At 72.1% G+C, this 3,402-nt stretch carries 3 protein-coding genes; 1 reads left to right on the top strand and 2 read right to left on the bottom strand.

All coding sequences use genetic code 11. The annotated features are described in order from the left end of the window. Positions 1-129: 129 nt before the first annotated feature. Together ABTZ89_RS37195 and ABTZ89_RS37190 are read right to left on the bottom strand one after the other, a co-directional pair. A complete protein-coding gene (locus ABTZ89_RS37195) occupies positions 130-1,713 on the bottom strand; it encodes a leucyl aminopeptidase (RefSeq protein WP_351053848.1) in 1,584 nt (527 codons plus the stop codon). Positions 1,714-1,956: 243 nt separating this feature from the next. Further along, on the bottom strand, positions 1,957-2,124 hold the full coding sequence (locus ABTZ89_RS37190) for a DUF3117 domain-containing protein (RefSeq protein ID WP_009949794.1): 168 nt from the start codon (positions 2,122-2,124) through the stop codon (positions 1,957-1,959). Between the two features lie 382 nt (positions 2,125-2,506). Between ABTZ89_RS37190 and ABTZ89_RS37185 the strand changes: the two genes are divergently transcribed. Then, positions 2,507-3,295, top strand: coding sequence for an enoyl-CoA hydratase-related protein (locus ABTZ89_RS37185; protein WP_270948831.1), 789 nt, complete (start codon positions 2,507-2,509; stop codon positions 3,293-3,295). The last annotated feature ends 107 nt before the right edge of the window (positions 3,296-3,402 follow it).

The raw sequence follows: 3,402 nt of genomic DNA, 5'->3' as shown, positions 1-3,402 counted from the left end.
CTCTGCTCTTTGGGTCGTTATCGCAGCCCATATTACCCAGGGGACCTCACCCGCGCAGCGGGCGCTTCAAGCTGGGGGGGCCGCAGTTTCAATTGAAACTGCGGCCCCCGAGCAGCGCCCAGGAACGGGTCAGGGCTTGGTGAAGGTCGCTGCGAGTTCGACGAGGCTTCGGGCTGCGAAGCCGGTGCCGCCCGGTACCACCTCGTTGTAGTCCTTGTCGGAGCGTGCCGGGCCCGCGATGTCCAGGTGGGCCCACGGCAGGCCGCCGGTGAACTCGCGCAGGAACAGGGCCGCGGTGATGCCGCCCGGTCCGGTCGGGGTCTGCTTGACGTCCGCCAGCTCGCCCTTCACGGCCTCCGCGTGGTCCTCGAGCAGCGGCATCCGCCACCACGCCTCGCCGACGCTCTCGCCGGCCGCGCGGACCTTCTCGGCCAGCCCTTCATCGGAGGCGAACAGGCCGCCGGTGCGCAGGCCGAGCGCGACCTTCATCGCGCCGGTCAGCGTTGCGACGTCCACCAGCACGTCGGGTTCGAGCTTGTCGACCGCGTAGGCGATGGCGTCGGCGAGCACCATCCGGCCCTCGGCGTCGGTGTTGCCGACCTCGGTGGTGGTGCCGCCGTAGTGCCGGACCACGTCGCCGGGCCGGTAGGCGCTGCCGGACACGTGGTTCTCCGCCGAGGGCACCAGGCCGGTCACCTTCACCGGCAGGCCCAGGCGCGCGATGGTCAGCAGCGCCGCGATCACCGCGCCGCCGCCGGACATGTCGGTGCGCATCAGGTGCATGCCCTCGGCGGGTTTGATCGAGATACCGCCGGTGTCGAAGGTGATGCCCTTGCCGACCAGCACCAGGTGCGGTCCTTCGGCGTCCTTCGGGCGGTAGGCCAGCTCCAGCAGCCGGGGCGGGCGCGACGAGCCGCCGCCGACGGCGAGGATGCCGCCGAAACCGTTGTCCGCGAGCCACTTCTCGTCGCGCACGGTGGCGGTCAGGCCCGGGATCTCCGCGGCGAGCTCCGCGGCGACACCGGTGAGCCACGCCGGGTCCTTGACGTTCGACGGGGTGTTCGCGAGGTCGCGGGCCAGGGCCGTGGCCGCCGCCAGCTCGCGGGTCCGCCGGACCTGCTCGGCCAGCTCCGCGGTGTCCGCGCCCTCGGGCGCCACCAGCAGGACCTTCCGCAGCCGCGGCGGCACCGGACCGCGCGACACCCGGTACCGGTACCCGCCGAGTGCGAGCCCCAGGGTCAGCGCCGACACGATCTCGCCGTCGACGTCCGCGGGCAGCCGCACCTGGAGGTAGTCCGCGTCGGACGCCTCGCCGAGATCGCCCGTCTCGTCGTCGGATTCGGCCACGTCGTTGAGCCGGGCGCGCACCGCGCGCGCCAGCGCACCACCGGCGCTGCGCCACTTCACCGCTTCGCCGGAGCCCACGCCGACGACCCAGCCGAGGCCGCCGGTGGGCAGCGGCAGCGCGCGGACCGCACCGGCCGAGGCCGTCGCTCCGACGGCGTCCAGGACCGCGGCGTCCACATCGAACTGTTCAGCAGCGGCGGCCAGCTCCGGTCCCGATTCCCCGTCGAAGACCGGGACCGCGCCGGGCAGGCCGTCCCGCCACTGCCGCACGACGTCCACTTCGACCAGAGCGGTCGGGATGGCGGGCAGCGCCGGGTCCGCGTCGCGGACCGACTGGGCTGGGCGGAACACTGATGCACCGGACACGAAAAGACCTTCCTGCACGGGCTGGCCGCGCGCACTCGAAACTACTGTCGTCACCCGCCGGCCGAGGCGCCCGGCCGCGGGGACCTGCCTGTCGGCGACGACGGCCCCGGCGCCGCCCTCGGCACCGGGGCCCGTGGCGAAGAGTGCTCGCCACCCGTCGTCGACGCTGCGTTGTCGCCTCGGCGTCGCGAAGCGCCGCGCGGCTGTCCGCCCGCGGCGCCCCGACATCGCCGGCCGGCGGCCTCAGCCGGTGGCGGACTCCAACGCGTCGCCCAGGTTCTTGGCCTCCTCGACCGACATCTCGACGACGAGCCGCCCACCACCCTCAAGTGGAACGCGCATCACGATGCCGCGTCCCTCCTTAGTCACCTCGAGGGGACCGTCACCGGTCCGGGGCTTCATGGCCGCCATAGCGTGCTCCCTCCGTGAACTCTTACCCCGCTGATCGCCACAACCAGCTCGGGTTCACCCCCATTCTCCCCCATCCCGAGGCTGGGACGAAACCGAACCGATCAACTCGTGTCGCCCGTGCGCTGGTCGAATGCCCGTGGCGGCTGGCAGACTCACCGCCCGTGCGCGCTGTTTCGCGACCTCCGCGGGCCTGCCTGCGGCCGTCCGGAGCAGTCGGCGCACCGCTGGTCGCCGCGGCGGGTGGAGCACCTCCACGATGACCCCGGCTACCTGCGACAACACTGTCCACCTGGGACATCGCGCGACCAGCGGAGTCCACTTCGGACCCCGGTGCGACGTCCCGGCCGACCGCCGCAGCGGACCGCGAGGCAAGGAGTTCGAAGTGACCGACGTGCTGCTGACCGAGGACAACGCGGGTGTGCGCCTGCTCACGTTGAACCGGCCCGAGTCGTTCAACTCGCTCAACGTCGAGCTCAAGCAGGCCCTGATCGGTGCGCTGCGCGAGGCCGCCGCCGACGACGCGGTGCGGGCCGTGGTGATCACCGGCGCGGGCAAGGCGTTCTGCGCCGGGCAGGACCTCAAGGAGCACGTCGCGCTGCTCGAGGCGAACGACCCGAGCCCGCTGAAGACGGTCGAGGAGCACTACAACCCGATCATCCGGGCCGTGACGAGCATGCCGAAGCCGGTCATCGCGGCGGTCAACGGCACCGCCGCGGGTGCGGGCGCGTCGCTGGCCTACGCCTCCGACCTGCGGGTCGCGTCGTCGAACGCGAAGTTCCTGATGGCCTTCGCCAACGTCGGCCTGTCCACCGACTCCGGTGCGTCCTGGACGCTGCCGCGGCTGATCGGGTACGGCCGGGCCATGGAGATGCTGCTGCTGGCCGAGCCGGTTGCGGCGGAGGAAGCCCTGCGCATCGGCATGGTGAACCGGGTCGTCGGCGAGGGCGAAGCCGTCGGCGCCGCCGTGGAGCTCGCGACGCGCATGGCAGCCGGCCCGACCAGCGCCTACGCCCGCATCAAGGAGACGGCGCTGGCCGCGGCGGCCGAAGGCCTCGCGGAGGCGCTCGCGGTGGAGGCCGGAGCCCAGGCGGAAGCCGGCGCGACGTCCGACCACCGCGAAGCGGTGTCGGCCTTCGTCGCCAAGCGCACCCCCAACTTCACCGGCCACTGAGCCGTCGGCCGCAAATTCCATTGAAAAAGGAGGATCGCATAAAAATGTAAATTTGGTCCAACCCCCACGGCCGGGGACAGACATAAGGAGAACGTCGGAGAGGGGAA

Origin of the sequence: Saccharopolyspora sp. NPDC002686 (genome assembly GCF_040295745.1) — a bacterium.
In the GTDB taxonomy this organism is placed as follows: Bacteria; Actinomycetota; Actinomycetes; order Mycobacteriales; family Pseudonocardiaceae; genus Saccharopolyspora; species Saccharopolyspora oryzae.
This window is presented reverse-complemented; position numbering and strand designations above follow the sequence as displayed.